Annotated in this window: 26 protein-coding genes and 1 riboswitch; of the genes, 8 read left to right on the top strand and 18 right to left on the bottom strand. The window is 66.8% G+C overall.

Translation table 11 applies throughout. The annotated features are described in order from the left end of the window. Positions 1–174 precede the first annotated feature (174 nt). The 5 genes from AC1DIP_RS21085 to AC1DIP_RS21065 all read right to left on the bottom strand — a co-directional run bounded on the left by AC1DIP_RS21085 (position 175) and on the right by AC1DIP_RS21065 (position 4,678). Positions 175–1,191, bottom strand: coding sequence for an NADP-dependent oxidoreductase (locus AC1DIP_RS21085; RefSeq protein WP_477734977.1), 1,017 nt, complete (start codon positions 1,189–1,191; stop codon positions 175–177). Next, complete coding sequence (locus AC1DIP_RS21080) at positions 1,188–1,619, bottom strand: organic hydroperoxide resistance protein (protein ID WP_387559671.1); 432 nt, start codon at positions 1,617–1,619, stop codon at positions 1,188–1,190. The genes AC1DIP_RS21085 and AC1DIP_RS21080 overlap by 4 nt, the downstream gene beginning before the upstream one ends. 44 nt (positions 1,620–1,663) lie before the next feature. Beyond that, the gene (locus AC1DIP_RS21075) at positions 1,664–2,098 is read right to left on the bottom strand and encodes a MarR family winged helix-turn-helix transcriptional regulator (RefSeq protein ID WP_477734976.1); all 435 of its coding nucleotides are present in this window, start codon (positions 2,096–2,098) and stop codon (positions 1,664–1,666) included. 130 nt (positions 2,099–2,228) lie between these two features. Continuing rightward, entirely contained in the window at positions 2,229–3,446 is a 1,218-nt protein-coding gene (locus tag AC1DIP_RS21070) for an amidohydrolase (RefSeq protein WP_476209946.1), read from the bottom strand. Positions 3,447–3,544: 98 nt separating this feature from the next. After that, the gene (locus tag AC1DIP_RS21065) at positions 3,545–4,678 is read right to left on the bottom strand and encodes a mannose-1-phosphate guanylyltransferase (protein WP_477734975.1); all 1,134 of its coding nucleotides are present in this window, start codon (positions 4,676–4,678) and stop codon (positions 3,545–3,547) included. Between the two features lie 275 nt (positions 4,679–4,953). Here AC1DIP_RS21065 and sdhC point away from each other — a divergent pair, with 275 nt between their 5' ends. From sdhC to AC1DIP_RS21040, 5 genes are all read left to right on the top strand, one after another. Next, entirely contained in the window at positions 4,954–5,334 is a 381-nt protein-coding gene (sdhC, locus tag AC1DIP_RS21060) for a succinate dehydrogenase, cytochrome b556 subunit (protein ID WP_081620212.1), read from the top strand. Positions 5,335–5,337: 3 nt separating this feature from the next. Beyond that, positions 5,338–5,799 (top strand): succinate dehydrogenase hydrophobic membrane anchor subunit, encoded by a 462-nt coding sequence (locus AC1DIP_RS21055; RefSeq protein WP_141181015.1) that lies wholly within the window; start codon positions 5,338–5,340, stop codon positions 5,797–5,799. 108 nt (positions 5,800–5,907) lie between these two features. Beyond that, entirely contained in the window at positions 5,908–7,707 is a 1,800-nt protein-coding gene (sdhA, locus tag AC1DIP_RS21050) for a succinate dehydrogenase flavoprotein subunit (protein WP_477734974.1), read from the top strand. Position 7,708: 1 nt separating this feature from the next. After that, positions 7,709–8,491: a succinate dehydrogenase iron-sulfur subunit gene (locus AC1DIP_RS21045; protein ID WP_141161215.1), complete on the top strand. Its 783-nt coding sequence runs from the start codon at positions 7,709–7,711 to the stop codon at positions 8,489–8,491. Between the two features lie 149 nt (positions 8,492–8,640). After that, entirely contained in the window at positions 8,641–9,414 is a 774-nt protein-coding gene (locus tag AC1DIP_RS21040) for an alpha/beta fold hydrolase (protein ID WP_476209939.1), read from the top strand. A gap of 36 nt (positions 9,415–9,450) precedes the next feature. On the opposite strand, the gene AC1DIP_RS21035 is transcribed toward AC1DIP_RS21040, so the two are convergent. From AC1DIP_RS21035 to glyA, 10 genes are all read right to left on the bottom strand, one after another. Further along, the gene (locus AC1DIP_RS21035; RefSeq protein WP_476211853.1) at positions 9,451–10,422 is read right to left on the bottom strand and encodes a YhjD/YihY/BrkB family envelope integrity protein; all 972 of its coding nucleotides are present in this window, start codon (positions 10,420–10,422) and stop codon (positions 9,451–9,453) included. Positions 10,423–10,480: 58 nt separating this feature from the next. Further along, positions 10,481–11,185 carry a 2'-5' RNA ligase family protein gene (locus tag AC1DIP_RS21030; RefSeq protein ID WP_476209938.1) on the bottom strand — a complete coding sequence of 235 codons (705 nt, stop codon included), beginning with the start codon at positions 11,183–11,185 and terminating at the stop codon, positions 10,481–10,483. Between the two features lie 4 nt (positions 11,186–11,189). Beyond that, complete coding sequence (gene trpS, locus AC1DIP_RS21025) at positions 11,190–12,233, bottom strand: tryptophan--tRNA ligase (protein ID WP_476209937.1); 1,044 nt, start codon at positions 12,231–12,233, stop codon at positions 11,190–11,192. Positions 12,234–12,249: 16 nt separating this feature from the next. Then, positions 12,250–13,083, bottom strand: a complete 834-nt coding sequence (locus tag AC1DIP_RS21020) for an exodeoxyribonuclease III (protein WP_476209935.1) — start codon at positions 13,081–13,083, stop codon at positions 12,250–12,252. Between the two features lie 10 nt (positions 13,084–13,093). Continuing rightward, positions 13,094–13,657: a hypothetical protein gene (locus AC1DIP_RS21015; protein WP_476209933.1), complete on the bottom strand. Its 564-nt coding sequence runs from the start codon at positions 13,655–13,657 to the stop codon at positions 13,094–13,096. A gap of 112 nt (positions 13,658–13,769) precedes the next feature. Next, positions 13,770–14,117 (bottom strand): SHOCT domain-containing protein, encoded by a 348-nt coding sequence (locus AC1DIP_RS21010; RefSeq protein ID WP_477734973.1) that lies wholly within the window; start codon positions 14,115–14,117, stop codon positions 13,770–13,772. A gap of 148 nt (positions 14,118–14,265) precedes the next feature. Then, positions 14,266–14,931, bottom strand: coding sequence for a response regulator (locus AC1DIP_RS21005; RefSeq protein ID WP_476209930.1), 666 nt, complete (start codon positions 14,929–14,931; stop codon positions 14,266–14,268). Continuing rightward, positions 14,928–16,064 (bottom strand): histidine kinase, encoded by a 1,137-nt coding sequence (locus tag AC1DIP_RS21000; RefSeq protein WP_476209929.1) that lies wholly within the window; start codon positions 16,062–16,064, stop codon positions 14,928–14,930. Before AC1DIP_RS21000 ends, AC1DIP_RS21005 begins: the two co-directional genes overlap by 4 nt. 182 nt (positions 16,065–16,246) lie before the next feature. Then, the gene (locus AC1DIP_RS20995) at positions 16,247–17,149 is read right to left on the bottom strand and encodes a bifunctional methylenetetrahydrofolate dehydrogenase/methenyltetrahydrofolate cyclohydrolase (protein WP_159632580.1); all 903 of its coding nucleotides are present in this window, start codon (positions 17,147–17,149) and stop codon (positions 16,247–16,249) included. A 3-nt stretch (positions 17,150–17,152) separates the two neighbouring features. Further along, positions 17,153–18,451, bottom strand: a complete 1,299-nt coding sequence (gene glyA, locus AC1DIP_RS20990) for a serine hydroxymethyltransferase (RefSeq protein WP_476209927.1) — start codon at positions 18,449–18,451, stop codon at positions 17,153–17,155. Positions 18,452–18,597: 146 nt separating this feature from the next. After that, positions 18,598–18,683, bottom strand: a riboswitch (ZMP/ZTP riboswitch). Positions 18,684–18,726: 43 nt separating this feature from the next. On the opposite strand from glyA, the gene purU reads away from it, so the two are divergent. Then, positions 18,727–19,587, top strand: a complete 861-nt coding sequence (gene purU, locus AC1DIP_RS20985; RefSeq protein ID WP_141181009.1) for a formyltetrahydrofolate deformylase — start codon at positions 18,727–18,729, stop codon at positions 19,585–19,587. A 34-nt stretch (positions 19,588–19,621) separates the two neighbouring features. Beyond that, the gene (locus tag AC1DIP_RS20980; protein WP_476209925.1) at positions 19,622–20,149 is read left to right on the top strand and encodes a DapH/DapD/GlmU-related protein; all 528 of its coding nucleotides are present in this window, start codon (positions 19,622–19,624) and stop codon (positions 20,147–20,149) included. On the opposite strand, the gene AC1DIP_RS20975 is transcribed toward AC1DIP_RS20980, so the two are convergent. Then, positions 20,146–21,882: an FAD-dependent oxidoreductase gene (locus tag AC1DIP_RS20975; protein WP_476209923.1), complete on the bottom strand. Its 1,737-nt coding sequence runs from the start codon at positions 21,880–21,882 to the stop codon at positions 20,146–20,148. The two genes, AC1DIP_RS20980 and AC1DIP_RS20975, sit on opposite strands and share 4 nt — an antisense overlap. Next, complete coding sequence (locus AC1DIP_RS20970) at positions 21,879–23,375, bottom strand: amino acid permease (RefSeq protein WP_477734995.1); 1,497 nt, start codon at positions 23,373–23,375, stop codon at positions 21,879–21,881. The genes AC1DIP_RS20975 and AC1DIP_RS20970 overlap by 4 nt, the downstream gene beginning before the upstream one ends. A gap of 193 nt (positions 23,376–23,568) precedes the next feature. On the opposite strand from AC1DIP_RS20970, the gene AC1DIP_RS20965 reads away from it, so the two are divergent. Continuing rightward, complete coding sequence (locus AC1DIP_RS20965; protein WP_476209921.1) at positions 23,569–25,173, top strand: PucR family transcriptional regulator ligand-binding domain-containing protein; 1,605 nt, start codon at positions 23,569–23,571, stop codon at positions 25,171–25,173. Between the two features lie 7 nt (positions 25,174–25,180). Here AC1DIP_RS20965 and AC1DIP_RS20960 read toward each other — a convergent pair. Next, positions 25,181–25,334 (bottom strand): integrase core domain-containing protein (locus AC1DIP_RS20960; protein ID WP_477734994.1); only part of this gene is annotated, 154 nt, incomplete at its 5' end.

The following is a 25,334-nucleotide window of genomic DNA, read 5'->3' as shown; positions in this document are numbered from 1 at the left end:
CTGAAGGCACGCAGCACTGCGCCGGAGCGCACTGATGGCACTTACTTTAGTGGCCTGCGCCACGTCCCCATAGCACGGCGGGAGCCCATCCGGGAGATTGTTTACAAGTTGTTACCAAGCAGTAGGGGCACCGCGAAAGCGGTGCCCCTACTGCTTGGTATGTTCCTGCTGCGGCTACAGCCGGACCAGCATCTTGCCGGTGTTTGCCCCGTCCAGGAGGTCCATGAATGCCTTCGGCGCGTTCTCCAGCCCGTCCACGATCGTCTCGTCGTAACGCACGGTTCCGTCCGCAAGCCAGCCTGCCATCTTCTCCGCGAACTCCGCCGCGTGCTGCCGCTGGCCGCCCACCAGGAAGCCGCGCAGGCTCAGCTGCTTGCCAATGGCCTGCATCAGGTTGTGCGGTGCGGGAGTGGGCTCGGTGGAGTTGTACTGCGCGATTGCGCCGCACATCGCCACCCGGCCGCCAACGTTGAGGACCGCCAGGGCAGCCTCCAGGTGTTCACCGCCAACGTTGTCGAAGTAGACGTCGATGCCGGCCGGGCCTGCGGCCTTCGCCAGCTGCTCCACGACCGGACCGTCATGGTAGTCGAAGGCGGCGTCGAAGCCGAGCTCCAGGAGGCGGGCCACCTTGGCGGGCGAGCCGGCGGAGCCGATGACCCGTGAGGCGCCCATGGCCTTGGCGATCTGGCCCACCAGGGAACCCACCGCTCCGGCGGCACCCGAGACGAACACCGCGTCCCCCGCCTTGAATTCTGCAACCTTCAGCAGGCCGGCGTACGCCGTCAGACCGGTCATGCCCAGGGCGCCGAGGAAGGCCGAAGCCGGCGCCAGGTCCGTGCGGGCAGCGGTGGCGGCGCTGCCGTCCACCACGGCGTACTCGCGCCAGCCCAGGGCATGGACGACGACGTCGCCTTCCTGGTGTGCCGACGAACGGGACGCGACCACCTCACCCACGGCGCCGCCGTCGAGCGCTTTGCCCACGGCGAAGGGTGCGGAATAGGACTTGACGTCGTTCATGCGGCCCCGCATGTAGGGGTCCACGGACATGAACAGGTTGCGCACCAGGATCTGGCCGTCTTCGAGGGCGGGCAGGGCTGACTCGGCCAGCTCGAAGTTGTCATCGGTGGGGCGTCCCACGGGGCGGGAGGCGAGGCGGATTTCGCGGGTGGTGGTTGCCAGGGCTGTGCTCATGCTGCGTACTCCAGGATCTTGAGGTCGACATTGATGTTGCCGCGGGTGGCGTTCGAATAGGGGCAGACCTGGTGCGCCTTGGCCACCAGGTCTTCGGCGGTGGCAAGGTCCAGGGCGGGGAGGGCGATTTCCAGTTCGGCGGCCAGCCCGAAGCCCGCTCCGCCGTCCAGTTGCCCAAGGTGGATTTTCGCCGCGACGGCCGAGTCCGTCAGGTCTGCGCCTGCCTTGCGGCCAACCAGCCGCAGCGCGGAATGGAAGCAGGCGGCATAGCCGGCGGCGAAGAGCTGTTCGGGGTTGGTGCCCTGTCCGCTGCCGCCGAGTTCGGCGGGGCTGGCCAGGTCCACAGCCAGCCGTCCGTCGTTGCTGCGTGCGGTGCCGTCACGGCCTTCGCCTGAAGCCAGCGCCTCGGCGGTATAGAGAGTCTTCACGAAAAGAGTCCGTCCTGTAGATGGAATGGTGCCTGGTTCAGCGGTCAAAGGGATTCGTGCAATGCGGACGTGAGCTTGCCCAGGGTGGAGCGCAGCTGTTCCAATTCGTCCAGGGAGAGCCCTGCGGCGTCGGCCAACCGCTGCGGGATGGCCCGGGCCGGTTCACTGAGCTTCCGTCCGGCCGGCGTGAGGTGGATCGCGACGCGGCGCTCGTCCTCGCCGGAGCGCCGGCGTTCCACCAGCCCGAGCGCCTCCAGGCGCTTGAGGAGGGGCGAGAGCGTGCCTGAATCAAGGCCGAGTTCCCCACCGAGTTCCTTGACACCCCGGGGCTCGCTCTCCCACAACACCAGCATGACCAGGTACTGCGGATAGGTGAGGCCCAGCTCGTCCAGCACCGGCCGGTAAACGGCGGTGGCTGCCCGGGACGCCGAGTACAGCGCAAAACATACTTGCCGGTCCAGGCGGGGTGCTTCGGTCATGCCATAACGGTAACGCACAATTCAATTGTGCACAACTTATCTAGGGCGCCGGCACCCAGGGCATGTTCCGCCGTCGTACTTTCCCGACGGCGGGCGGGCACCCCCTGGCGCGCCCCGGACCGCGCCACGGCTAGGACAGGGGTGCCGGCTCCAGGTCGCGGATGGTGCGCAGGGCGGCGGCAGTGAGCACCCTGATGCCGAGGCCCAGGGCGCGCTCATCCAGGATGTAGTCACCGCGGTGCAGGTCGTAATCCTCGCCGCCGGGCGTTTTGGTGCCCAGGCGCATCATGGCGCCGGGAAGTTCAGCGAGGAACCAGGCGAAGTCCTCGCCGCCCATGGACTGGGGCGTCAGGACCACGGCGCTCTCGCCGATTTCAGCGCGGGCGGCCGCTTCGATGATGGCTGTCTCGTGTTCGGAGTTGACCACCGGCGGCACTCCCCTGGTGTGTTCAAGGTGGACGTCAACGCCGTAGGGTGCGGCCACCTGGTGCACCACTTCGTCCAGCAGTTCACCTGCGGCGTGCCACGCGTCCCGGTCCAGGCAGCGCATGGTGCCGGCCATGTAGCCGGTGCCGGGGATGGCGTTGGGGGCCGAGCCCGCCGTGATCTGGCCCCACACCACCGAAACGCCGCTCCGGACATCCACCCGCCGGGACAGGACGGCAGGGACATTGATGGCGATCTGCGCCAGCGCGAACACGAGGTCCTCGGTGAGGTGCGGCCGGGACGTATGGCCGCCGCGCCCGGAGAGCTCGATCCGGATGGTGTCAGACGCGGAGGTGATGGCCCCGATCCGGGTGCCTACTTTTCCCACTTCGATGCGGGGGTCGCAGTGCAGCGCGAGGATCCGGGGGACGCCGTCCAGGACACCCTGCTCGATGCAGGCATGCGCTCCGCCGGGCATGGTTTCCTCGGCGGGCTGGAAGATGATGCGGACGGTGGCGCCGAGGGGCGTTTCCTGGTGCATCCGGTGCAGTACCAGGGCGATGCCCAGCATGGTGGTGGTGTGCACATCGTGGCCGCAGGCGTGGGTGACACCGTGGTTCTTCGAAGCGAATGGCAGGCCCGTCTCCTCGATGATGGGCAGGGCATCGATGTCGCCGCGCAGTGCCGTGGCGATGGGCCCCTCGCCCACATCCACCGTCAGGCCGGTGCCCTCGAGGCGGCGGGGGCTCAATCCTGCAGCTTCGAGCCGCTCGGCGAGCTTGTCGGTGGTGCGGAATTCCTTGAAGGACAGTTCCGGGTGCGCATGCAGGTCCCGGCGGAATTCGATCAGGTCCGGCAGGAGCGGTTCGAGCCAGGGGGCCACCAGGGCGGTGGGCTCGGCTTCAGTAGTGTAATTGCGCACTGTTTCACTCTAGCGAGGGTGGCGGGTTTAGCGCCCATTCCCTGACGACGCATTACATTCCGGTCCTGCCGGCACCGTGGCGCCGGCAGGATTTCCGGTCAGAGAACGTCCGTGTCCCCGCTCGCCTTGAGCGCATCCACGGCGGCCTTCACGCGCTGGGAATTGGCCATGGTGGTCACCAGGAGGGCGTCCGGCGTATCCACGATGACAACATCCTGGATACCGATCAGCGCGATGACGCGCTTGGTGTCGGTGACAACAACGCCGCTTGAGTTCTCGGTGAACACGCGGGCGCCTTCGCCAAGGACAGTGACGTCATCCACTTCCTTGGCGCTGTTGAGGCGGCCAACCGAGGCGAAGTCGCCAACGTCGTCCCAGCGGAAGGTGCCGGGCACGACGGCGACGTCCCCGGCTTCGGCGGCGGGCTCTGCCACGGCGTAGTCGATGGCGATCTTGGGCAGGGTGGGCCAGATCCGGGCCGTGACCTCGTCGCGCTGGGGCGTATCCCAGGCCCGCGCGATTTCCTGCAGGCCCTGGAAGAGTTCGGGCTGGTTGGCTTCGAGGTGCTTGAGCATCAGCGACACGGGGGCCACGAACATGCCGGCATTCCAGACATAGTCGCCGCTGTCCACGTACTGCTGGGCCACGACCTCGTCCGGCTTTTCGACGAACTCCACAACGTCGTGTGCGCTGGGTGCGCCGTCGATGTGCAGGGCCTTGCCGGAACGGATGTAGCCGAAGCCGGTGGAGGGGTGGGTGGGCTTGATGCCGATGGTCACGATCTTGCCCGCGGCAGCAGTGTGGATCGCTTCCCGCACCGCCTCCTGGAAGAGGTCGTCCGGGCTGATCACCTGGTCGGCGGCGAAGGACCCCATGATGGTATCGGGATCGCGTTCGTGCAGGATTGCCGCCGCGAGGCCGATCGCCGCGCCCGAGTCTTTTGGCTCCGACTCAAGGACCAGGTCCGAGTCGCGGACCTCAGGGAGCTGGCGGCACACTGCTGCGCGGTGGGCCTGCCCTGTCACCACCAGCATCCGGTCGCCCGCGAGGGGGTGCAGCCGGTCGTAGGTGGCGCGCAGCAACGTGCTGCCCGATCCCGTGAGATCGTGAAGGAACTTGGGAGCTGCTGCTCGTGACAGAGGCCAGAGGCGGGTCCCCACTCCGCCTGCCGGAATCACCGCAATGAAGCGGTCAAGGGGTGAAGCCGGGCTTGTCACTTTGTCTGTACTCATCACGGCTACTTTAGCTGAAGGGCCGCGGGCGGCTCCTGTGGCGGCGCATGGGCCCGCGTTTTGGCCTCCGCCCCGGCCTTTGGGCCCGCACGGATGTGGTGTTTGTCTCATTTCCCCGGAAAATCCGCTCCAGCACTGGGCACCAACAAACGCCTAAATTGAATAAGCTGTTAGCGAAGCCTAGATTTAGGCCTGAGCTACGAGTGCTCTCGCAGCAGGCGTTCCCCCCGCATGGATCTCATGCCAGCGCCGCTGTGTTGCAGGGAGGTTTATCAGTGCCGACAAAACCAGCTGGCACCTTGTACCGCGGCCGTGAAGGCATGTGGTCCTGGGTAGGACACCGTATTACCGGTGTAGTGATCTTTTTCTTCTTGTTGGTCCACGTCCTGGACACCTCCTTGGTGCGTGTGTCACCGGAGGCCTACACCGCCGTGATCGGCGCCTACAAGAATCCGCTGATGGCGCTGGGTGAGACCGGCCTTGTGGCTGCCATCGTTTTCCACGCCTTCAATGGCCTGCGGATCATCGCGGTCGACTTCTGGAAGAAGGGCGCCAAGTACCAGCGGCAGATGCTGTGGGCAGTCCTGGCCCTCTGGGTCGTGACCATGGTCGCCTTCTCCATCCGCCACCTGTCCCTCGCCCTCGGAGGTCACTAAGCCATGACTGCAACGATCGAGAGCCCCCGCAGCGGGCGCGTCGCTCCCCAGTACCGCCGCAGCGGTGGTTCCAAGGGCAACTTCGAGATGATCGCCTGGCTGTTCATGCGCCTCTCCGGCGTGGTGCTGGTGGTGCTGATCTTCGGCCACCTGTTCGTGAACCTCATGGTCGGCGAGGGCATCCACGCCATCGACTTCGGCTTCGTGGCCGGCAAATGGGCGGATCCGTTCTGGCAGTTCTGGGACCTCGCCATGCTCTGGCTGGCCATGCTGCACGGCAGCAACGGCGTCCGGACCATCATCAACGACTACGCCGAGAAGACCTCCACCCGGCGTTGGCTGAAGACCGTTCTTTACGCAGCCGCAGTGGTCATCATCCTCCTGGGCACCCTGGTGATCTTCACCTTCAACCCGTGCCCCGTGGTCAACGGCGTCGCCCTTCCGGGTGGTTTCTGCCCTGCCTAGCACTGGCACATCCCCGGGCCCGCGGGCTTATCCGCGGGCCCTGTTTTGCGGAGCAGGCAAAGCCGCCCCGTTGTTTCATAGCGAATTTTGAGAGAAAGAGCGTCTGGTATGCAGGTCCATAAGTACGACGTCGTCATCGTCGGTGCCGGTGGCGCTGGCATGCGCGCCGCGATCGAATCCGGTCAGCGCGCGCGCACAGCAGTACTGACCAAGCTCTACCCCACCCGCTCGCACACGGGTGCGGCACAGGGTGGCATGTGTGCAGCCCTTGCCAATGTCGAGGAAGACAACTGGGAATGGCACACGTTCGACACCGTCAAGGGCGGCGACTACCTGGTTGACCAGGACGCCGCCGAGGTCATGGCCAAGGAAGCCATCGACGCCGTGCTGGACCTGGAAAAGATGGGCCTGCCGTTCAACCGCACGCCCGAAGGCCGCATCGACCAGCGCCGCTTCGGCGGCCACACCCGCGACCACGGCAAGGCCCCGGTCCGCCGCGCATGCTACGCCGCCGACCGCACCGGCCACATGATCCTGCAGACCCTGTACCAGAACTGCGTCAAGCACAACGTTGAGTTCTACAACGAGTACTACGTGCTGGACCTGCTGACGGTTGAAGAGGACGCTGTCCGCGAAGACGGCACCCCTTACAAGCAGAAGCGCGTGGCCGGCGTCGTCTCCTACGACCTCGCTTCCGGTGAACTGCACGTTTTCCAGGCCAAGTCCGTAGTGTTCGCCTCCGGTGGCGCCGGCAAGGTCTTCAAGACCACGTCCAACGCCCACACCCTGACCGGCGACGGCATGGGCATCGCGTTCCGCCGCGGCATCCCCCTGGAAGACATGGAGTTCTTCCAGTTCCACCCGACAGGCCTTGCCGGCCTGGGCATCCTGCTCTCCGAAGCCGCCCGCGGTGAAGGCGCAATCCTTCGCAACTCCGAGGGTGAACGCTTCATGGAGCGTTACGCCCCCACCATCAAGGACCTGGCGCCGCGTGACATCGTGGCCCGCTCCATGGCCAACGAGGTCCGCGAGGGCCGCGGCTGCGGCCCGAACAAGGACTACGTCCTCCTGGACCTGACCCACCTGGAGCCGGCCCATATCGACGCCAAGCTCCCGGACATCACCGAGTTCGCCCGCACCTACCTGGGTGTGGAACCGTACACGGAGCCCGTGCCGGTGTTCCCCACCGCGCACTACGCCATGGGTGGCATTCCCACCAACATCAGCGCCGAGGTCCTGCAGGACAACGACACCGTGATCCCGGGCCTCTACGCCGCCGGCGAAGTGGCCTGCGTGTCCGTCCACGGCTCCAACCGCCTGGGCACCAACTCGCTGCTGGACATCAACGTCTTCGGCAAGCGCGCGGGCATCTTCGCCGCCGAGTACGCCAAGACCGCCGAATTCGTGGAACTGCCGGAGAACCCGCTCGGCTACACCACCGAACTGCTGGACATTGCCCGCAACGGCACCGGCGACGAAAAGGTGGCCCAGATCCGCAAGGAACTGCAGGACACCATGGACGCCAACATGCAGGTGTTCCGGACCGCGGATACCCTGAACCAGGTGCTGCGCGACATTGCATCCTTCGAGGAGCGCTACAAGCGCATCAACGTCCAGGACAAGGGCAAGCGCTTCAACCTGGACCTGCTCGAGGCCGTTGAACTCGGCTTCCTGCTGGAACTGGCCAAGGTGATGACCGTGGCCGCCCTGCACCGCGAGGAATCCCGCGGCGGACACTTCCGCGAGGACTTCCCCGAGCGTGACGACGAGAAATTCATGAAGCACTCCATGGCGTACAAGGATGACCATGCGCCGGCTGACGGATCGGCGGAATCAATCGCCGGTATCCGCCTGGCCACCAAGCCGGTTGTCTTTACCCGCTACGAGCCGATGGTGAGGAAGTACTAAGATGACCGCTGAAATCGCTGAGCCAGCCTCAAAGGTTGAACTTCCTGCCGGCGTTGGCGGGGCCGGGGAAATCCCCTCGTTCGACGTCCACCTGCGCGTCCGCCGCTACAACCCGGAGGTTTCCGAGGAAGCAACCTGGGACGACTTCCACCTGACCATGTACGGCACGGACCGTGTCCTTGACGCCCTGCACAAGGTCAAGTGGGAAACGGACGGCACGCTGTCCTTCCGCCGCTCCTGCGCACACGGCGTGTGCGGCTCGGATGCCATGCGCATCAACGGCCGCAACCGCCTTGCCTGCAAGACCCTCCTGAAGGACCTGGATACGTCCAAGCCCATCACCGTGGAACCCATCAAGGGCCTCCCGGTGGAGAAGGACCTGATCGTGGACATGGAGCCTTTCTTCCAGTCGTACCGCGAGGTCATGCCCTTCCTCATCAACAAGGGCCACGAGCCCACCCGGGAGCGCCTGCAGTCCGCCGAGGACCGTGAGCGCTTTGATGACACCACCAAGTGCATCCTTTGCGCCGCGTGCACGTCCTCCTGCCCGGTCTTCTGGACGGACGGCCAGTACTTCGGCCCCGCCGCGATCGTGAACGCACACCGCTTCATCTTCGACTCCCGTGATGACGCCGGCGACATGCGCCTGGAAATCCTCAATGACAAGGAAGGCGTGTGGCGCTGCCGCACCACCTTCAACTGTTCGGAGGCATGCCCCCGCGGCATCCAGGTCACGCAGGCCATCGCGGAGGTCAAGCAGGCCATCCTGGCCCGCAAGATCTGACTTAGGAACAACAAGACGACGGCGCCGTCCCCACACAAGGGGGCCGGCGCCGTCGTCGTATTTCCCCCGGTGGTTGAGCCTGTCGAAATCCTGGCTTCGACACGCTCAACCACCGGACACACGTCACGCACGAAAAGGAAGGGGACACCGTGTCCCGCACAGAGAAGGTCACATTCGCCGGTTCCACCGGCGAAATGCTGTCCGGCATCATTGATCTCCCCGAAGGTCCCGTCAAGGGCTGGGGTGTCTTTTCGCACGGCTTTACGCTGGGCAAGGACAGCCCCTCCGCTGCCAGGATGTGCAAGGCGCTGGCGGACAGCGGAATCGGCATGCTGCGCTTCGACAACCTGGGCCTGGGTGGCTCCGCCGGGGAATGGTCTGCGGGTTCGTTCAGCCACAAGGTGGCTGACACGGTGAAGGCGGCGGAGTTCATGCGCGGTGAGGGCAAGGAAATCTCACTGCTGGTGGGCCATTCGTTCGGCGGCGCGGCTGTCCTTGCCGCTGCACGGGAGATTCCGGAACTCGATGCCGTGGCCACGGTGGGGGCGCCCTTCTCGCCCAAGCACGTGGCCCACGTGTTCGATGCCGCGCTCGACAGGATCCTGAGTGAGGGCAGCGCCGAGGTGGACCTGGGCGGCAAGCGGGTGGAGATCCGCCGGCACTTCGTGGAGGACCTGGAGAATGCTGACCTGACGGACTGCATCAGGCAGCTGCATAAGCCGCTGATGGTCCTGCACTCCCCCACCGACAACACCGTGGGGATCGAAAATGCGAGCACCATCTTCCAGACCGCCCGGCACCCGCGGAATTTCGTCTCCCTGGAGGGAAGCGACCACCTCCTGACCGGCAAGGGCCAGGCTGCCCGTGCGGCGAGGATCATCGCAGCCTGGGCCGACCAGTACCTGGATGCAGCCACTGCCTGACCCCGGCGCCTCCCGCCGCTGGGGGGCTGCAGAGGATCAGGTCTGGGGCGTCGCCCGCCGGGCCCCGAGAATCGCCTTCCGCGGCGCTGCCCCGGACTCCAGGTCGGCCTCGCGGACGGCGGACCACCCTGCCGAGACAAGGTAGACCTGGCTGACCAGGTTGAACCAGATGAGCAGGCCGATAATGATGGCAAACGGCGCCAGGATGGGATTCCGGCTGGCGCCGCCAAGCAGCTCGGTGCTGAAAATCTGCAGGACGGTGGTGCCCACGGCCGCCAGGATGGTGCCTTCGAGCAGGGCCTGGCGGGACAGCTTCAACCCTGCCGCCAGCCGGAACATGATCAGTGCCGTGACCCAGTTCAGGACCAGCGGCACGACGATCTTCACGGACGTGGTGAGGGGGCCGGCGACGGCATCACTGAGGTGCAGGAAGTCCGCGACCCATCCGGCAGCGGTGCCGAAGACCAGGGAGGCGCCGGCACTGATGACCAGGGCCGTGCCCAGCAGCAGCAGGGTGCCGGAGTCGCGCAGCTTCATCAGGATGGGGTTGACCGTCAGCGGCGGCAGCTGCAGGACGCCGCGGAGGCCGTCCCGGAGCCCGTTGATCCAGCCGAGGGACGTGACGATGGTGACCACGGCACTGATCAGCGCAGTCCAGCCCAGTCCGCTGGGATCGAGCAGGTCCTTGGGATCCACCAGGCCCTCCCCGCCGTTGACCTTCAAAAGGCCGGGGGCGCTGGCTGCCACGCTGCTGATGATCGTGTCCAGCAGCGCGGGCTGGCCGCGCAGCACCAGGCCGGCAATGGAGAACCCGGTGGCCAGGAGGCCGGTGATGGAAAAGAACATGTTAAAGCCGATGCCGGCGCTCATCAGCGGGCCGTAGTGGAGGGTGTAATGCCTGAACGCGCGCAATGGCCGCAGGACGTTCAGCCGGGCGGTGAGCCACTGCACCAGAGCCATCAGGGCCCCGAACTTCCCGCCGGACCTGCGGGCCCGGTTCCACTCCATCCGCTTCTGGATGACTTCCAGCTTCAGCTTGGCGTGTTCGGTGGGCAGCGGCTGCTGGTTACCCTGCGTCGGTTGGGGCGTCCTCGGCGGCGTCCGTGAAGCGGGTGCCTGCGTGGTTGTCAGTTTCGGTCCCAAAGTCCAGCTCTTCCCGTAGCTGCCAGATGCCGTCGGCATCATGCTCATAGAGTCCCATGCTAACCACGGGGAAGGTGGCCCTGTAGTTCTTCAGCACCGTTTCGGCCTCATCCAGGCTTTCCGGGGCAACATCGTGGGCGATGGTGACGTGGGGATGGTAGGCGAAGGGCAGTTCGCGGTGGAGCGGACCCTGCTGCAGCTTGCGGTGCAGGTCCACGCAATGATCAAACCCGTCTTCGACGTTGATGAAGACCACGGGTGAGACGGGCCGGAAGGTTCCCGTCCCGGCAATGGTGACCATGAAGGGACTCTGGCAGCGGGCCACCTCGCGGACATGCCGGCGGGTAGCGTCCCAGTCCTGGGTGGGGGTGGTGGTCACCAGCGTGATGTGCGCGGGCACCACGTCGGCCAGGGGATCGCCGAAGGAGGCCCGCCAGCGCTGCAGTTCCTCGGCTATCTCGGCTGGAAAGCCCAGGATGACGCCCACGCTGATTTCCTCGCTTCGGGCCGGCTCATGGTCGGCAGCCGCAGCGCGGCCGGACTCGTCTTCGAAGCGGTCGGCCAGGGTCCGCTCCGCCTGGCCGGCAGAGCAGGCACCTCCCCTGGCGGTGACGTTTCTCGAAGACATGGCGCTAGCGGACCCCTGCGAGGCTGAGGGACGGCAGGAAACCCATGCGCTGGTACACCTGGCCCAATGTGGCCGAGGCGATCTCCCGGGCGCGTTCTGCGCCGAGGGCCAGCAGCCGGTCAAGCTCGGCGGGATCGGCCATGAGCTCGTTGGTCCGGTTGCGGAGCGGGGTGATGAAGTCCACCACCACCTCTGCGAGGTCTACCTTGAGGTGCCCGTACATCTTCCCCTGGTACTCGGCTTCGAGTTCCGCCACCGACTTTCCGGTGAGGGAAGAGTAGATGGTGAGCAGGTTGGAAACCCCGGGCTTCTCCTCGGCGTCGAAGCGGATGTCCGTGCCGGCGTCGGTCACTGCCGACTTGATGCGCTTTGCGGCGATCTTGGGATCCTCCAGCAGCTGGATGGCCCCGTTGGGGGACTCCCCCGTCTTGGACATCTTGGCGCTGGGGTTCTGGAGGTCGTAGATCTTGGCGCTTTCCTTCACGATCGTCGCATCGGGAACCGTGAACGTGTGGCCAAACCGGGTGTTGAAACGCTGCGCGAGGTTCCGGGTCAGCTCCAGGTGCTGCCGCTGGTCCTCGCCCACGGGCACCAGGTCGCTCTGGTACAGGAGGATATCCGCGGCCATCAGCGTGGGGTAGGCGAAAAGGCCCAGCGTTGCGGCGTCAGCGCCGGACTTCTGGGTCTTGTCCTTGAACTGCGTCATCCGGGACGCCTCACCGAAGCCGGTGATGCAGTTCAGCGCCCAGGCGAGCTGCGCGTGTTCCGGGACATGGGACTGGACAAAGAAGATGCTCTTGTCCGGGTCGATGCCGGCGGCGATGTACTGCGCCGCCACAATGCGGGTGCGCTTGGCCAGTTCAGCGGGGTCGAAATCCACCGTGATGGCATGCAGGTCCGGGATGAAGAACACGGCGTCGTATTCCGCCTGCATGTCCACCCAGTTGCGCACGGCGCCGATGTAGTTGCCGAGGTGCAGGGAATCGGCGGTGGGCTTGGCGCCGCTAAGGATGCGTTTCTTGGCGGTGGGGGCAGTCTGGGTGGTCATGGAAAAACTTTCGGGCTCAGAGCTGGTAGTCAACTACCAGCGGGGCGTGGTCGGAGAAGCGGGTGTCCCAGGAGGCTGCACGGTCCACCACGGCCGAAATGGCGGATGCCGCCAGTTCGGGAGTGGCCATGTGGTAGTCGATGCGCCACCCGGTGTCGTTGTCGAACGCTTTGCCGCGCCAGGACCACCACGTGTACGGCCCGTCGACGTCGCCGGCAAGGTTCCGGTGGACGTCATGCCAACCGATTTCCTCGCCAAAGAAACGGTCGAAGTAGGCGCGTTCCTCCGGCAGGTGGCCGGCCTTCTTGAGGTTGCCCTTGGAGTTCCGAATGTCCCGGGGCGTGTGGGCGATGTTCAGGTCCCCTACCACCAGGGCGTGGTCGCTGTGCTTGGTCAGCTCCGGAAGCCGGGTGCTCATGACGTCCAGGAAGCGGTACTTGTCGTCCTGCTTGGGCGTCCCCACCTCGCCGGAGTGGACGTAGGCGCTGGCAACGGTGAGCTGGACCGGGTTCCCGGCGGCGTCAGGGACGCGGAAATCGGCTTCGACCCAGCGCCCGGCGGTGGCGAAGTAGTCATCGCCAATGCCGTTCCGGGTTTCGAGCGGCTCCTGGCGGGAGGCGATGGCGACGCCGGCGCGGCCTTTTGCTTCCGCTTCGGCGTGCAGGATGTGCCAGCCGTCCCCGAGCAATTCCCGGACGATCGCGTCGGGGGCGCGCACCTCCTGCAGGCAGAGGATGTCCACTTCGCGCGGCTCCAGCCAGGCCGCCATGCCGTTCTTGTAGGCAGCCCGGAGGCCGTTGACGTTGACTGATGCGATGCGAAGGTGGTCCTTGTTCAATGCCGAGCTCACCCGTTCCACTCTAGTCGATGATGGTTCCGGTCACCGGCTCTCCGCTGCCGCCGGAGGACTTGATCATGTCCCGGGCGTTGGTGGCTGTGATCTCGATGGTCTCGAGGGCCCGGTTGATGGTGTCCTGGCTGGCGGCGGCGCCCTTGGCACGCTCCTCTTCCACCACGCGGATCTGCACCTGGACGATCTTGAAGGAGTGGTCCAGTTTCAGGTCGCGTACCTCGTCGGCCTCGGTGCGTTCGTAGACCACCCGGGTCCCGCCGTGATCCGCCGAGGCCTGCGCCGGGGCGCGGCCGGTTGCGGTGTGGAAGGCGCTTTGTGCCTCGGAGAGCTTGGCACCGGCCTTCTTGGCGGCCCGTTGGATGCTGAAGACCACGAACGCTGCCAGGGCCAGCCAGAAGGCGGCGATGACGGCAACAACCCAGCCCACGACGTCGTTCTGGTTGGCGGCGAAGATGACGGCCACAATGAACGCCGTCACCAGGACCATCAGGCCCGGCCCACTGATCCGGAACATCGAAAAACCGGCCCTGGCGGGTTTGGCGGATGACGAGGAGCTGCCCAAAGTTCGCATGCACCCATTGTCTCAAATGCCGGCCGGTGCTTCGGCCGCCTTCCACCCCCGGCGAACAGCCCGGCAACCAGCCCCGGCTGGCGGCTCCGCGGTCAGCATCGGGCTGGCCCGGTCATTTCTGCCGTCGGTCTCCGCTGCGCAGGACCTCCAGCCGCTGCCGGTACTCGGTCTCGTCAACCTCGCCCCGGGCATAGCGCTCACGCAGCACTCCTTCGGCCCCCTGGGCTGCCGCCCATTGGTGGTTGCGGCGCCACGTCCTGCGGGCCACGAAGATGAACAGCGCGATGACGAGGATCCAGAAAAGCGGGAACAACAGGAACCAGGGGGAAAAGGCACCGTGCCAGGGACCGTAGACGACCGTGTCGGCCGGCACCGGCGCAGCCGTGGACAGGGCTGCGGTGGACAGGGCTGCGGTGGACAGGCCCGCTGCGGACAGTGCGGTGGTCAGTGAAGGCAACATTTCGATTCTCCAGACTCTTAACCGGCCGGGGATCCGGCCTGTTATCCACTCTGGTTGCAGCGCCCCGCCGCCGCGTCCGGCGGCGGGAGTCACCTGTCCGGGGCCGCGTACTCCCCCGGGAGGCCGGCGGCTGCACCCGGTAAAGGCTTCAGCCTGCCCAGCCCGGCCGGACCAGGCCCGATTCGTAGGCCAGTACCACCAGTTGTGCCCGGTCCCTGACCATCAGCTTCGCCATGATCCGCGAGACATGGGTCTTTGCCGTCAGCGGGGTAATGAACAGCCGCCCGGCAATTTCAGCATTGTTCAACCCCTCCCCCACAAGCTGGAGGACTTCCCGTTCCCGGTCGGTGATGCGGTCCAGTGCCACCGGCGGTTCGGCGGCGCGGGAGTGCCGCGCCAGCTGGGCCATGATCCGACGTGTTACCGAGGGCGACAACAGCGCGTCTCCGTCGTGGACAATACGGACTGCGCGCAGGAGCTCGGCCGGTTCAGTGTCCTTGACCAGGAAACCGGCGGCCCCGGCCCGCACGGCCTCGGCGATGTATTCGTCCAGCTCGAAGGTGGTCAGCATGACCACCCGGGTGGCTGGCAGCGCAGGGTCGGAGAGGATCTGCCGCGTCGCCTCCAGGCCGTCACCGTCCGGCATGCGGATATCCATCAGGACCACGTCGGGGTGCCACTGCCGGGCCAGCCGGACCGCGTCGCGCCCGGTTCCGCATTCGGCCACGACCTTCATGTCGGCTTCGGCGTCCAGCAGCGCCCGGAATCCCGCGCGGATCAGGTTCTGGTCATCCGCCAGCAGGATGCTGATCATCCTGGTTCCTGCCCTCCACGGGCGGGCAGCGGGAGGACCGCGCGGACCCGCCAGCCCGTCCCGGACTGCGCCGGTCCCAGCTCCAACCTGCCGCCCAAAGCCGCCACCCGCTCCCGCATGCCGGTGATGCCGTTACCTTCGGGCGCTGTGCCGGCCCCGGCGCCGTCGTCGTCAATGGCCACCAGCAGCTCCCCTTTCCCCACTTGGATGGACACGTGCGCCGTCCGCGCCCCGGAATGCCGGACCACATTGGTCAGGGCCTCCTGCACAATCCGGTACGCCGCTTCCTGGGCTGCAGCGGCTACGTGGTCAGTGCCCGCGCCGGCCTGGAACCGCACATCGAGCCCGGCCCGCCGCGCATTGTCAACGATTTCCGGGACCCGGCCCAGGCTGGGCCGGCTGGTGGGGCTCAACGGCGCATCTTCCCGGAGCACGCCCAGCAGCTGGCGGACTTCAGCCAGTGATTCCTTGCTCGCTGCTTTGATGGTCTCCAGGGCAGGGCGGAACTGCGCCGGATCCTTCTCGCCCAGGTGCAGCGCCACCGAGGCCCGGACGTTGATCAGGGACAGCGAATGGGCCACCACGTCGTGGATGTCCCGCGCCAGGGCAAGCCGGTATTCGTCGCGGGCAGCCTGCTCTGCCGCGGCCGCCTGGCGGCGCCGCTCAGCCACCCGTTCGCCGCGGAACCGCACCCCTTCCCCAATCAGGACCAGGATGGCCAGCCAGGAGGACCCGGCGAAGGCGCGGACGAACGCCCCTTCATCGCCGCTGCGCACGGCGGCGAGAAACAACGCCAGGATTCCCGCCGCCGCCCCCGACCACGCCACGGAGCGTTTTCCCGCCGCCGCCGTCAGGATCAGTGCCAGCGCGAAGGACAGGACCACCGGACCCCATGCGTAGCCCAGGGCAAGGTAGGCTGCGGTGGCAGCGGCGGCAACGGGCAGCATCACCAGCGGCGCGCGCCGGCGGAAAGCCAGCGCGGCCGGGCCGAGCAGCAGCAACGCCAGTGCCAAAGGGTCCAGTGGCGCGTGGCCGGGCTGCCGCAGGGAAGCGAACGCCGAGCCCGCCACCTGGATCACGGCGACCACCACCACGATGACGGCGGTGGGCGGTCCCCTGAAACGGCGCTGCATGGTCCGAGCCTATTCCCGCGCGCTGCGAAAGTCGTCAGATGGGCGGCGTACCGCTTGTACTCCTCCGGGAGTAGGTGCACGGACCCGCCTGGCCTACCCCTGCTGCGCTTAAACGGCCGACGGCGGCAGGGCACCTTCCGTGCGAAAGGTACCGTGCCGCCGTCGAGCGCTTTGGGCCGGGACTACTCCCCGACGCCTGCTGCGCGTTCCGCAGCCTCCACCACGTTGGTCATCAGCAGCGCCACCGTCATGGGGCCCACTCCACCGGGGTTCGGTGAGATCCAGCCGGCCACTTCGGCAGCGGCGGGATCGATGTCCCCGTAGACGCGGCTCTTGCCGGTCTCCGGATCGGTCTCGCGCGTGACGCCGACATCCAGCAGTGCAGCGCCCGGCTTCACGTCCGCGGCCTTGACGATGTGCTTCACGCCCGCCGCGCCGACAATGACGTCCGCCTGCTTCAGCAGTTCGGACAGGTTGGTGGTGCCGGTGTGGGTCAGGGTCACGGTGGCGTTGACGTCCCGCCGCGTGAGCAGCAGGCCGATCGAGCGGCCGATGGTGACGCCTCGGCCCACCACCACCACGTGCTTGCCGGCCAGGCTGTATCCGTTGCGCTCGAGCAGCTCGATGACGCCGCGGGGCGTGCACGGAAGCGGCGTGGTGATCTTGTTGTTGACGTTCAGCACGAGCCGGCCCAGGTTGGTGGGGTGCAGCCCGTCCGCGTCCTTGGCGGGGTCGATCCGCTCCAGGATGGCGTCCGTGTCCAAGTGCTTGGGCAGCGGCAACTGCACGATGTACCCGTGGCAGGCGGGGTCCGCATTGAGTTCGTCAATGAGGGCCTCCACCTGTTCCTGGGTGGCGTCGGCCGGAAGCTCGCGCTGGATGGAGTTCATCCCGATCTGCACGGACTGCTTGTGCTTCATGGAGACATACAGCTGCGAGGCGGGGTCGGCGCCCACCAGCACAGTGGCGATGCCGGGGGTGACGCCCTTGGCCTTGAGTGCGGCCACGCGTTCGGTCAGCTCGGCCTTGATGGCGGCGGCGGTGGCCTTGCCGTCAAGGATCTGTGCGGTTGTGGTTTCAGTCATGGGTTACCACTGCTCGTGCTGCGGGTACAGCGGGAAGTCGGCAGCCAGCTTGTCCACGCGGGCCTGGAGGGCTTCGACGTCGGCGCTGGTGCCTGCCTTGAGGGCGGTGGCGATAATCTCTGCCACCTCGGTGAACTCGTTGGCGCCGAAGCCGCGGGTGGCCAGGGCCGGGGTGCCGATGCGCAGGCCGGAGGTGACCATCGGCGGGCGGGGGTCAAACGGCACGGCGTTGCGGTTGACGGTGATGCCCACGGAGTGCAGGAGGTCCTCGGCCTGCTGGCCGTCCAGCTGCGAGTTGCGAAGGTCAACCAGGACCAGGTGCACGTCGGTGCCGCCGGTGAGGACGGAGACGCCGGCTTCGGCGACGTCGGCTTGGTTCAGGCGGTCGGCGATGATCCGGGCGCCCTCCAGTACGCGCTCCTGGCGCTCCTTGAATTCCTGGGTGCCGGCGATCTTGAAGGCCACGGCCTTGGCAGCGATGACGTGCATCAGCGGGCCGCCCTGCTGGCCCGGGAAGACGCTGGAGTTCAGCTTCTTGGCCCACTGGTCCTTGGCAAGGATCACGCCCGAGCGGGGACCGGCAAGGGTCTTGTGCACGGTGGAGGTGACGACGTCGGAGTGCGGGACGGGGCTGGGGTGCAGGCCGGCTGCCACCAGGCCGGCGAAGTGTGCCATGTCGGTCCAGAGGAGCGCGCCCACTTCATCGGCGATGGAGCGGAAGGCGGCGAAGTCCAGGTGGCGGGGGTAGGCGGACCAGCCGGCGATGATGACCTGGGGCTTCTCGGCGATGGCCTGTTCGCGGAGCTTGTCCATATCGATGCGGAAGTTGTCTTCCTCCACCTGGTAGGCAGCCACGTTGTACAGCTTGCCGGAGAAGTTCAGCTTCATGCCGTGGGTCAGGTGGCCGCCGTGGGCAAGGGACAGGCCCAGGATCTTGTCGCCGGGGGTGATCATGGCGGAGAGCGCGGCGGCGTTGGCCTGCGCGCCGGAGTGCGGCTGAACGTTGGCGAACTCGGCGCCGAACAGGGCCTTTACCCTGTCGATGGCCAGCTGTTCCGCCACGTCGACGTATTCGCAGCCGCCGTAGTAGCGGCGGCCCGGGTAGCCCTCGGCGTACTTGTTCGTGAGGACCGAGCCCTGGGCTTCCATCACGGCGCGGGGCGCGAAGTTCTCGGAAGCAATCATTTCCAGGGTGCCGCGCTGGCGGCCAAGCTCCTGCTCAAGGACTGCTGCGATTTCGGGGTCAAGCTCAGCCAGCGGCTGGTTGCTGACGGCTGTGGTTGAGGTGGCTGTAGTAGTCACGAAGAACTCCTGGCTAGGGATACGGGCACTGCTATAGGTCAGGCTACCGGCTGGCGCGCTTCCGCACCGCGTTGATGACAGGCGTGAAAGCCCGGCATGGTGCTGCTGCACTGACGCAGGGGCAGCCCCAATTCCGGCAAAACATGACCCTCGGCCCAGGCGTACGATCCGTGGTCTTCGTGATTGCCGCTCCCTGGTGGTTAGCCACCCAACGCCAGTTGCGACCCTCCCAGCCTACCAAAACCGGCACCCGCGGCGCGGGTAGGCTGTTACGCGTGAATCATGAGCAGCTGAACCAAGCGTACGTCGTCACCCTGTCCTGCCCGGACCGCCCCGGAATCGTCCACGCCGTGGCCGGAGCCCTGCTTGTGGCAGGGTGCAACATCATGGACTCGCAGCAGTACGGCAGCCCTTCCACCGGCAACTTCTTCATGCGCGTGGAAGTGACCACGGCGGCCCCTAAGTCCGAGCTGCGCGCCGCGCTGGAACCGGTGGCGGAAGCATTCTCCATGCAGTGGAACCTCGATACCGTCGGTGACAAAGTGCGCACGCTGGTGATGGCCAGCACCTCTGCCCACTGCCTCAATGACCTGCTCTTCCAGCAGCGCTCCGGTACCCTGCCCATCGAAATCCCCGCCATCGTGTCCAACCACCAGGATCTGGCAGGCCTCGCCGAGTTCTACGGCATCCCCTTCCACTACATCCCCGTGACCAGGGACACCAAGGTCCAGGCGGAGGACAAGCTCCGCGCCCTCATCGCCGAGCACGACATCCAGCTGACGGTCCTGGCCCGCTACATGCAGATCCTCTCCGACGAGCTCTGCACCGACCTGACCGGCAAGGCCATCAACATCCACCATTCGTTCCTGCCGTCCTTCAAGGGCGCCAAGCCGTACCACCAGGCGCACGCACGCGGCGTGAAGCTCATCGGCGCCACCGCGCACTATGTGACCGCCGCCCTGGACGAGGGTCCCATCATCGAACAGGAAGTCATCCGCGTGGACCACGCCCGCACGCCCGAACAGTTCGTGCAGATGGGCCGCGACGTGGAAGGCCGCACGCTGGTGCAGGCCGTGCAGTGGCACGCCGAGCACCGGGTGCTGCTGGACGGCAACCGCACGGTGGTCTTCAACTAGGCCGTTGGGTGGAGGGGTGGCTTATGGTGAAGCCATGGCTCCTCTTTACCCTTTCGCCGGCAATTCCCCGGCTGTCCATGAATCAGCGTTCGTGGCCCCGTCGGCCTCGATCATCGGCAAGGCCACCCTGGGCCCGGACGCCAGCGCGTTCTATGGTGTCTCCGTCCGGGCCGACACCGCCGCCATCACCGTGGGCGCCGGCAGCAACCTGCAGGACAACGTGGTGCTGCACGCCGACCCCGGCTTCCCCTGCACGGTGGGCCAGCGGGTCAGTGTGGGGCACGCCGCCGTCGTGCACGGCTGCACGGTGGAGGATGACTGCCTGATTGGCATGGGCGCGACCGTCCTCAACGGCGCCGTGATCGGCGCGGGCTCGCTGGTGGCCGCCGGGGCAGTGGTGCTGGAAGGAACGGTTGTTCCGCCCCGCTCGCTGGTGGCGGGAGTGCCAGCCAAAGTGCGCCGCGAACTTACGGAGGAAGAGTTCGACGGCGTCCGCGCCAATGCGGCGCGCTACGTGGAGCTCGCGGCGAAACACCGCGAGCTCCACGCGTCTGAAGGCTAGTCCAGGCTGATCGGCCCGAACTCCTCCAGCAGGTCGCCCGGACCGGGATTGCCCGGCGCCGACGACCCGCCCAGGTGCTTCACCACGCCCCACACCGCGTTAAGCCCGGTGGTCACGGCGCCTTCCGCCCAGCCGGCGGTGAAGGAGACGTCGTCGCCGGCCAGGAAGATGCCGCGCTGGGGCTCCGGCAGCCTGTCCTGCTTGAAGTGCGTGAACAGCCGCTGCTGGTAGCGGTAGTGTCCGGGCAGGTTGGCCTTGAAGGCGCCCATGAAGTTCGGGTCCGCCTCCCAGGACACAGTGATGGGCTGGCCCACGATGTGCCCGGCGATGTCCACGCCGGGGTAGATCTGCTCAAGCGAGTGCAGCATCAGTTCCACGCGCTCGTCGGCGTCCAGGGCCAGCCACTTCAGGGCGTCGTCGTTCCAGGTGTAGGACAGGAGGATGACCGCCGGCTGGTCCGGGCCGTTGTCCAGCAGGTAGGTGGCGCGGTTCAGCCTGTCCGTCAGCGTCATGGACAGGACCTCATTGCCCGTTTCCGGGTCGATGTCCTTCCAGAAGGGCCGGTCCACCATCACAAAGGTCTTGGAGGACTGCATGTAATGCGATTTCTCCATGGCGGTCCACAGTTCGGCCGGGAACAGGGCCTCCTCGGTGTGGATGCGGGTGGACAGCAGCCACGACTGGCAGGTGGTCACTACTGCCGGGTAGCTGGCCTCGCGGCCCCAACGCTCCCGGACCCGCAGGTTGCCGTCAGAGTCCCGGCTGATCTTCCCCACAGCGCCTCGGGGCGAGCCGGAGTGCAGCGAGGCCAGGGAGGTGCCGGCCGGCCAGTGCGCCAGGTCCGACGGCGCGTGCTGCCAGAGTGCCTCGGGCAGACGCTGCGCTCCCCCGCGGATGAGCCGGTGCTGGTCGTCTGCGTCGGTGTAGACCACGCGCAGGATTTCCAGGATGGAGTTGGGGAAGTCCGTGTCCCAGCCGCCGGTGCCGAACCCCACCTGGCCGAAGGCTTCACGGTGGGCGAATCCCGCCTTCTTAAAGGACTCGCTGGCGGCGATGAAACCGTAGAAGGTCTGTTCATCCATGAGCGGGAGCAGTTCGTTCCAGAGTTCCTTGATCCTGGGCATGTCCCGCGCCTTGATGGCGTCCTGCATCTGCACGAACTTGGCGCCGTCGTTGACTGCCGCCTTCCAGGCCTCGGCCACTTCACGGAAGAACGGCGGCAGGTCGCTTGGCTTTTCGGCATAGTGCTTCTTGCCGGCCAGCTCGATCACGGTGCTGGACGTTGCCTCGGCGAGGGGGTTGGGGAAGTCCTGGGTCTCCAGCCCGAGCAGGTCCACGTAGTGGTAGAACGCCTTGCCGGAGACCGGGAACCGCATTCCGCCCAGGTCGGCCACCACGCCGGGCGCCGCAGGAAAGGCAGCCGTGCGCAGCCGCCCACCGATCTGGTCCGCTTCGTAGACCACCGGCCGCAGCCCGAGTTTCATGAGTTCATAGGCGGTCACCAGGCCGGAAAGCCCGGCGCCGATCACAGCCACCTCCGTGCCGTAAAGCTCCGGCGGGACGGCGCCGAGTCCCTCCGGGTGGGCCAGGTAGTGGTCGTAGCTGAACGGGAAATCGGGGTTCAGCATGGTGATGGGAGCTGCCTGTTCACCGGCGCCCCGCCCGGCCGCGTCCGCCGGCGGCGTGGAGGTGCTGGAGGGGTCGAAGGCAGGCAGTTCGGTGGCGATGGTCATGGTTGTTCTGCTTTCACAGGTTCCTGGCTCGGGGCCTTGGCGGTCAGTTCACGGTAGTCGAGCTCACTGAGCGCCGCTACCTTGGAGTTCCGGCGTCCATAGCCGAAGTAGATGGCGATGCCCACGAGCATCCAGGCTCCGAAGACAACCCAGGTATCGGCTCCCAGGTTCGCCATCAGGTAGGCGCACATGAGCGTGCCCAGGACGGGAGTAATGGGGTACAGCGGCACCCGGAAGCTCCGCTTCAGGTCCGGGCGGTTGCGGCGCAGGTAAACAACGGCGACATTCACCAGCGCGAACGCGAACAGGGTCCCGATGCTGGTGGCGTCGGCCAGGGCGCCGAGGGGCACCAGGCCCGCGGTGAGCGCGACGGCGGTACCCACCATGAGCGTTCCGGCGGCCGGGGTGCCGGTGCGCCGGGAGACCCGGCCGAAGACCTTGGGGACCAGTCCGTCCCGCGACATGGACAGCAGGATCCGGGTCTGCCCGTACAGGACCGTGAGCACGATGCTGGCGATCGCGAGGACAGCGCCGACGGAGAAGACCAAGGCAATCCACGGCTGGTGGGTGGTCTCCTCCAGGATCTGGACCAGGGCGGCCTCGGTGCCGTCGAACCAGCCCCAGGGGCGTGCGCCGATGGCAGCAACCGCCACCAGGACGTAGATGCCGGTGACGATCACCATGGACAGCAGGATGGCTCGGGGAAGGTCGCGCTTGGGGTTCCGGGCTTCCTCGCCGGCAGTCGAGGCGGCATCGAAGCCGATGTAGGAGAAGAACACCCTCGAGGCCGCGGCGGAGACACCGGCCGCGCCCATGGGCAGGAGCGGCTGGAAGTTGCCTGCGTTGAACGCGGTGAAGGCAACGGCGCAGAAGAACAGCAGGATGCCCACTTTGACGATGACGATTGCCGTGTTGATCCGGGCGCTCTCCCGGGCTCCGCGGACCAGCAGGACCATGGCCAGCACCACGATGGCCACCGCCGGAAGGTTGACCAGTCCCCCGTCGCCGGGCGGCTGGGCCACTGCGTCCGGCAGCACCTGCCCGAACGCCGCCAGCGTCTCGTTGACATACTGGCCGGCGCCTACCGCCACAGCGGCTACGGACACGGCGTATTCCAGGACGAGGCACCAACCGCAGATCCACGCCATGCCCTCGCCCAGGGTGGCGTAGGAGTAGGAGTAGCTTGAGCCCGCCACCGGGACCAGGCCCGCCATCTCGGCGTAGGACACCGCGGAGAGGAGGGCGGCGAGGCCGGCAATGACAAAGGAGATCCAGATTGCGGGCCCGGCAAGGGGCACCGATTCGCCGAGGATCACCAGGATACCGGTGCCCAGGGTGGCCCCCACGCTGATCATGGCCAGGTGGAGGACGCCGAAGCTGCGGAGCAGCTTTGGGCCGCCTTCGCCGCTATCGGCTTCGCTGACCATTTGTCCTATTGGTTTACGCCGCAGCAGCTGGGCCCGGAGGCCCGGCCGTCCTGCGCTTGGCGCCATGGGCTTTTCGGTGGTCACAGGCACAGTCACCGTTGACGTCCCTTCAGAGTAGTTGTCGGTTTCCCCTCACCAACACTGGCATGTGAGCCAACTCTCAACATGGTGCAAAATGACTTATAGTGATCCACCGTGAGACTTTATGCACAATGGCAGCGAATCCCCCAATCCGGCACCCCGGCCGCCGGACGCAACCATGACGGTTGAGCCAGGCGAGTCCGGACCGCTGAGTTTTGTCACGCTCCAGCAGTTCCTTGACCAGCTGCCGCCGCTACTGAGGCTCCTTCACGACGGCGGCAGCGGCGGCCGTCTCCTGCGCTGGGTTGAACCCAGCGAGCTGGAGGACCCCACCCCCTATCTTCCGGAGGGTGAGTTCCTGCTCACTGCCGGGCTTCCCTTCCTTGCCGGGGGCGGCACGCCGGCACGGGTGGATGCGTATGTCCAGCGGCTGGTCCAGGCCAAAGTGGCGGCGCTGGGATTCGGGATCCGGCCCTATTTCGATGCTGTTCCCGACGTGGTGGTGGAGGCCTGCCGGCGGCACAACCTCACGTTGTTCGAGGTGCCGGAATCCCTTCCCTTTGCCGCGATCGGCCTCCAGTTCTCACAACTCCTGGAAACCGATAATGCCCGGGTGTTCCGGCAGCTGGCAGAGACCAACCGGCAACTCATGCGCGCCGTCCTCTCCCCCCGGCCCGAGCATGAACTCCTGGCCGCGCTCGTCCAGCGCGTCCCTGTGTGGGCGGTCATGGTGGGTGCGGACGGCCGGGTCCGGGCCCGGGGCACCAGTGCCGGCGGCAGCACCGCCGTCGACCTTTCCCTGCTGGAACCCATGCTGGAACGGCTGCTGTCCGGCCGCGGCCCCCGGGTTGAGATGGACGGCTTTGACCAGCCGGGATCCGCACTGGTGGTGGGCCATCCCCTGCGCAGTACCAAGGACGCCAACCTCGGCGCCCTGGTTCTCGGCTCCGACGCACCGCTGACGCCTGCGCAGAACAACGTGGTCCAGTCCGCCGTCGGCCTGCTTGAGCTGCTGGTGCGGCAGCGCACCAGCGGGTCGCTGGCCCCGAGCCAGCTGGCCACCGCCGTCCTCCTGCACCCCGAAAGCCTCGCTGCAGGCAGCACCCGGCACCTGAACGGCCTCAAGGACCTGCTGGCGCAGAGCCTTTCCTCCACCCGGTCCGCGCCGATGCGAGTCGTGCAGGGCATCAACGTCGAGGCGCCCCAGTGGCCTGCGGGCGACGGCCCGGTCCGGGAGTTGCTGCAGTGGCGGCGGATGCTTGACACCAAGCTCGTGGAGGTTACCGACTACGGGTTCGCCGCCGTGACCCGGCTCAGGGTGGACGATACCCTGCTCGCGGATGTGGAGCGGCTGGGGTGGCGCCTGGTGGTCGGCGAACCGACCGAGCTCACCGGCCTGGCCGCCGCGTACCAGCGGGCCACCTCGCTGCGCGGCCAGGTCCAGCGAAGCGGGCAGAGCATCCGGGCCGATGAGGTGTCCTGGTCCGTCACCGGGCTGCTGGGCCGTGAGGCCGGAACATTGCTGGCCGAACGCCTGCTCCAGCCGGTCCTGGCCCTGGAACCGGACCGGCGCCACCCACTGCTGGCCGTCCTCCGCGGCTGGCTCAGCGAGAACGGCAGCTGGGACGCCTCCGCCAAACTGTTGGGCCTGCACCGGAACAGTGTGCGCCGCCAAATCGGCGTCCTGGGCGAACTGCTGCAGATGGACCTTAACCAGGCCCAGGTGCGCGCGGAACTATGGATCGCGCTGCAATACGCGGACGGCGTGGCCGGGGCGGACTGACCGCAGCCTAGGTGTAATTCCCACTGAGGTTGTGAACGCGGCTGATGGGGGTTGTGCCGCCGATGCCGGTATGGGTTCTGTGGTGATTGTAGTGGTGGAGCCACTGGTCGTAGGTGGCGGCGCGTTCGGCTTCTGAAGTGTAGGGCCGGGCGTAGGCCCAT

The organism is Pseudarthrobacter sp. 05T312, from assembly GCF_056396685.1.
Note: the sequence above shows the minus strand (reverse complement) of the source record. Positions and strands in the feature narration are given on the sequence as shown.

Coding starts and splice junctions, on each gene's coding strand:
- AC1DIP_RS21085 (WP_477734977.1), bottom strand. CDS start 1,191: ATGAGCACAGCCCTGGCAACCACCACCCGCGAAATCCGCCTCGCCTCC.
- AC1DIP_RS21075 (WP_477734976.1), bottom strand. CDS start 2,098: ATGACCGAAGCACCCCGCCTGGACCGGCAAGTATGTTTTGCGCTGTAC.
- AC1DIP_RS21065 (WP_477734975.1), bottom strand. CDS start 4,678: ATGAGTACAGACAAAGTGACAAGCCCGGCTTCACCCCTTGACCGCTTC.
- AC1DIP_RS21055 (WP_141181015.1), top strand. CDS start 5,338: ATGACTGCAACGATCGAGAGCCCCCGCAGCGGGCGCGTCGCTCCCCAG.
- sdhA (WP_477734974.1), top strand. CDS start 5,908: ATGCAGGTCCATAAGTACGACGTCGTCATCGTCGGTGCCGGTGGCGCT.
- AC1DIP_RS21045 (WP_141161215.1), top strand. CDS start 7,709: ATGACCGCTGAAATCGCTGAGCCAGCCTCAAAGGTTGAACTTCCTGCC.
- AC1DIP_RS21035 (WP_476211853.1), bottom strand. CDS start 10,422: ATGGAGTGGAACCGGGCCCGCAGGTCCGGCGGGAAGTTCGGGGCCCTG.
- AC1DIP_RS21030 (WP_476209938.1), bottom strand. CDS start 11,185: ATGTCTTCGAGAAACGTCACCGCCAGGGGAGGTGCCTGCTCTGCCGGC.
- trpS (WP_476209937.1), bottom strand. CDS start 12,233: ATGACCACCCAGACTGCCCCCACCGCCAAGAAACGCATCCTTAGCGGC.
- AC1DIP_RS21015 (WP_476209933.1), bottom strand. CDS start 13,657: ATGCGAACTTTGGGCAGCTCCTCGTCATCCGCCAAACCCGCCAGGGCC.
- AC1DIP_RS21010 (WP_477734973.1), bottom strand. CDS start 14,117: ATGTTGCCTTCACTGACCACCGCACTGTCCGCAGCGGGCCTGTCCACC.
- AC1DIP_RS21005 (WP_476209930.1), bottom strand. CDS start 14,931: ATGATCAGCATCCTGCTGGCGGATGACCAGAACCTGATCCGCGCGGGA.
- AC1DIP_RS21000 (WP_476209929.1), bottom strand. CDS start 16,064: ATGCAGCGCCGTTTCAGGGGACCGCCCACCGCCGTCATCGTGGTGGTG.
- AC1DIP_RS20995 (WP_159632580.1), bottom strand. CDS start 17,149: ATGACTGAAACCACAACCGCACAGATCCTTGACGGCAAGGCCACCGCC.
- AC1DIP_RS20980 (WP_476209925.1), top strand. CDS start 19,622: ATGGCTCCTCTTTACCCTTTCGCCGGCAATTCCCCGGCTGTCCATGAA.
- AC1DIP_RS20975 (WP_476209923.1), bottom strand. CDS start 21,882: ATGACCATCGCCACCGAACTGCCTGCCTTCGACCCCTCCAGCACCTCC.
- AC1DIP_RS20970 (WP_477734995.1), bottom strand. CDS start 23,375: ATGGCGCCAAGCGCAGGACGGCCGGGCCTCCGGGCCCAGCTGCTGCGG.
- AC1DIP_RS20965 (WP_476209921.1), top strand. CDS start 23,569: ATGACGGTTGAGCCAGGCGAGTCCGGACCGCTGAGTTTTGTCACGCTC.